The sequence below is a fragment of the Candidatus Aminicenantes bacterium genome (genome assembly GCA_026393795.1).
GTDB lineage: Bacteria > Acidobacteriota > Aminicenantia > UBA2199 > UBA2199 > UBA2199.
In genome coordinates, this window is sequence record JAPKZL010000127.1 from 1 (window position 1) to 3,695 (window position 3,695).

Annotated in this window: 5 protein-coding genes; all 5 read right to left on the reverse strand. The window is 59.7% G+C overall.

From position 1 onward, the window contains the following. Positions 1–58 precede the first annotated feature (58 nt). Positions 59–1,201 (reverse strand): pyruvate ferredoxin oxidoreductase, encoded by a 1,143-nt coding sequence (gene porA, locus NTW95_05975; protein ID MCX6556966.1) that lies wholly within the window; start codon positions 1,199–1,201, stop codon positions 59–61. After that, entirely contained in the window at positions 1,198–1,491 is a 294-nt protein-coding gene (locus tag NTW95_05980) for a 4Fe-4S binding protein (protein MCX6556967.1), read from the reverse strand. The genes porA and NTW95_05980 overlap by 4 nt, the downstream gene beginning before the upstream one ends. A 1-nt stretch (position 1,492) precedes the next feature. After that, positions 1,493–2,047, reverse strand: a complete 555-nt coding sequence (locus NTW95_05985) for a 2-oxoacid:acceptor oxidoreductase family protein (GenBank protein MCX6556968.1) — start codon at positions 2,045–2,047, stop codon at positions 1,493–1,495. A gap of 99 nt (positions 2,048–2,146) precedes the next feature. Beyond that, entirely contained in the window at positions 2,147–2,998 is an 852-nt protein-coding gene (locus tag NTW95_05990; protein MCX6556969.1) for a fumarate hydratase, read from the reverse strand. 146 nt (positions 2,999–3,144) lie between these two features. Further along, a partial coding sequence (locus tag NTW95_05995; GenBank protein ID MCX6556970.1) for a malate dehydrogenase occupies positions 3,145–3,695 on the reverse strand: 551 nt, incomplete at its 5' end.

Genomic DNA, 3,695 nt, shown 5'->3' on the forward strand with positions numbered 1-3,695 from the left:
ACAGGCCAGGTGGCCGGGGCTCATCAGTTCTTCAAGGGGCAGTGTCGGTTTCACTTTTTCACCTCCACCCAGTACAGTTCCTGGTCTGGTTTTTTCTTCTTGTCCACCAGCGCGACGATGTCGTAATAGGTTTCCGGAAAATGTCACGCCCGCCCAGGCCGGCGATGAAATTCCAAACCGGCACCTGGGAATGGCCGTACAGGGCGGACTTCACTTCCTGGGCCCAGATCCCGTGGTAGCCGTAGGAAATGTCGCGGTCGACGATGATTATTTTTTTGGCGCTCTTCAACTGGTTGCGCACGTCGGCGAAGGGGAAAGGCCGCAAGACCCGCATGCGCAGGTTGCCCACCTTCTTGCCTTGGGCGCGCAGCTGGTCGACGGCGAAACGGACCGTGGAAGCGGCCGAGCCCGACGTGACCAGCACGGTGTCGGCGTCTTCGACCAGGTAGGGGTCCACGGTATCATAATAGCGGCCGAATGCCTTTTGGAATACGGCGGCTTCCTTCTTTATCTCCACCAGCGCCTGGTCCATGGCCTCGTGCATCTTGATACGAAATTCCATGTACCAGTCCGGGGTGGTCAGGCCGCCGTAGGTATGCGGATTCTGCACGTCCAGTTTATACTTGTAATCGAAGGGCGGCAGGTATTTGTCCACCAGCGCCTGGTCCGGGAGATCGACGATCTCATAGGTATGGGACAGCGAGAAGGCGTCGAGGACGATCATAGCCGGCATCAGGACCTTCTCGGCCACCTTGTAGGCCATGATCACCGAATCGAGCACCTCCTGGTTGGACTGGCAGTAGAACTGCATCCAGCCGGTGTCGCGCTGCGACAGCGAGTCGTTCTGGTCGGTCCAGATGGTCCAGGGCGGCGCCATGGCGCGGTTGATGTCGGCCATGACGATCGGCAGCCGCGCCCCGGCCGCCCAGTGCAGCAGTTCGTGCATCAAGGCCAGCCCCTGCGCCGAGGTCGCGGTGAACGCCCTGGCCCCGGTCGACGAGGCGCCGATGCAGGCGGCCATGGCCGAATGCTCCGATTCGACCTTGATGAACTCGGCCTTGAGCTTCTGGTCGGCCACGATCTCGGAGAGCAGCTCCACCACCTGGGTCTGGGGGGTGATGGGATAGGCGGCGATGACCTGGACGCGGGAGAGGGTCGCCCCGTAGGAGATGGCGTGGTTGCCCATCATGACTTTTTTCATTTTCCCTCCTTGATCATGGCGATGCACTTCTTCGGGCATTCCTCGGCGCAGATGCCGCAGCCTTTGCAGAAATCCAGGTTGAGGACCGGGTTGTCGTCAACCCAATCGATGGCGGCGTCGGGGCAGAACTTCCAGCAGATGGTGCACTGGATGCACTGGCTGAGGTCGATCACCGGCTTCAGGTTGCGCCAGGAGCCGGTGGGGTTGGCGGCCATGGAGCGCAGGCTCATGACCATCGGCGGGAGCTCGTCCATTTTCTTGAAATCTATTTTTTTTCTGTCCTTGGCCATGTTACACTCCTTGCACCGAGTCGTAGGCTTCCTGGGCCGCGGCGGCGTTTTCATCGGGATTGACCGGAACGCCCTCGCGCACCGACTGCAGGATCGATGCCAGTTTGACGAAATCGAAAATACGCGGCACGGCGCCCAGGATGGCGGTGTTGACGATGGGCGCGGCCTTGGAACCGAGACGGTGCTTGATGGCGATCTCGTTGGCATCCACCGTGAAGACGCGGTAGTCCTTGCCCAGGTGCGAGAATTCGCTTGGCTTTCGGCCGCTGTTGATCAGGATGAACCCGCCTTTCTTCAGCCCTTCGGTCACGTCGATGGCGTCGATCAGGCTCGGATCGACCACGATGACGTGCTGGGGCATGACAATCTTGGAGCGGATATAGATAGGCTTGTCATCGATGCGGATGAAGGCGAAAACCGGCGCGCCCCGGCGCTCCACCCCGAACTGGGGAAAGGCCTGGACATACTTGTCTTCCTTGGAAACGGCATCGGCCAGGATCTTGCCGGCGATGACCGTCCCCTGGCCGCCGCGGCCATGGAATCTGATTTCAACCATAATAACCTCCTAATCCAGCAGCGCTGGATAAGAGCCGTAGATAGCAAATTCTAAAATTTGTTCGCAAGAGCAAACAAATTTTGAATTTGCTATACGGCTCTAAAAATCCATTTCAACGACGCGGTGCGAATGGCAGTTGAGATTGACCGCCACCGGGAACGAGGCGATGTGGCAGGGATGGCTGACGATGTGCACCGCCAGCGAGGTGGTGCGGCCGCCCAAGCCCATGGGCCCGATGCCCAGTTTATTGATTCGTTCCAGGATGCGTTTTTCCATCTCGGCGTACAGCGGATCGGCATGCGGGCTGCCCACCGGCTGGCGCAGCAGAGCCTTCTTGGCTAGCAACGCCGAGGTGTCGAAATTGCCGCCAATGCCGATGCCGACGATGGTCGGCGGGCAGGGATTGGGGCCGGCCTTGAGGACCGTGTCGACCACGAAATCCTCGATGCCCTTGGCCCCGGCCGACGGGGGCATCATCTTCAGGGCGCTCATGTTCTCCGCGCCGCCGCCCTTGGCCATGAAGGTGATTTTGAAAGCATCGCCGGGAACCAAATCCCAATGGATGAAAACCGGGGTGTTGTCGCCGCTGTTCTTGCGGCTGAGCGGGTCGCAGACCGACTTGCGCAAATAACCTTCGCCGTAGCCCTCGGCCGTGCCCTGGCTGATGGCGTCATGGAGGCTCTTGAAGCCGTCGTACCCGAGCTTGACCTTCTCCCCCATTTCGACGAAGAAGACGGCCAGGCCGGTATCCTGGCACAGGGCCAGCTTTTCGGCGAAGGCGATGTCGGCGTTCTGCAGGATCTGCTGCAGGATCTCTTTGCCGGACGGGGATTCCTCCGTGACCAGATAGGACGCGATCAGTTTTTTCAAATCGGGATCAATGACGAAATTGGCGTCCTGAACGGCCTGCTTGATCTTTTCTTTTACTTCCTTAAGACTTATTTTTTTCATTTGTGCCTCATGAAATAAAATTCAGAGCCGGAAGCGATACTTTAGTATTTTTCTTGAGATTAGTCAAGAGGAGGCGCGAAAATGGTCCGGACGGCTTCCCGATAGGGGCACGGCGCGCCGTGCCCCTACCCTGTTAGGCATGGCGCCTATTTCACCGCTTTCACAGCCTTCTTGACCGCGTCCCTCAGCAGTTTGAGGGGCGGAGCCTTGATGAACTTCTTTTTCATCAGCAGGCCCATGGCATCGCGGGCTTCCTGGATATCGGCCATGGTTTTGTCGAACACGTCCTGCCAGGTATAGGTGGTGATACGGGCCACACCATTCTTGATGGCCTCCATGGCCACGTCGGCCGCTTCCTGGGCGAAGACCTCGGTCTCGTCCATGGTCGGCATGATGCGGTCGGGATTGAGACCCTTCTTCTGGGCGAAATTGGCCATGGAATAGGCGGCGGCGATGGCCATTTCGTCGGTGATCTTCTTCGCCCGCACCACCAGCGCCCCCTTGAGGATGCCGGGGAAGCCCAGCGAGTTGTTCACCTGGTTGGCGAAGTCGGACCGCCCCGTCGCCACGATCCGGGCGCCCGCGGCCTTCGCCTCCCAAGGCCAGATCGCCGGGATCGGATTGGCGCAGGCGAACAGCACCGCGTCCTTCGCCATCCCCTTGACCCACTCGGGCGTGACCTTGCCGGGCCCGGGAG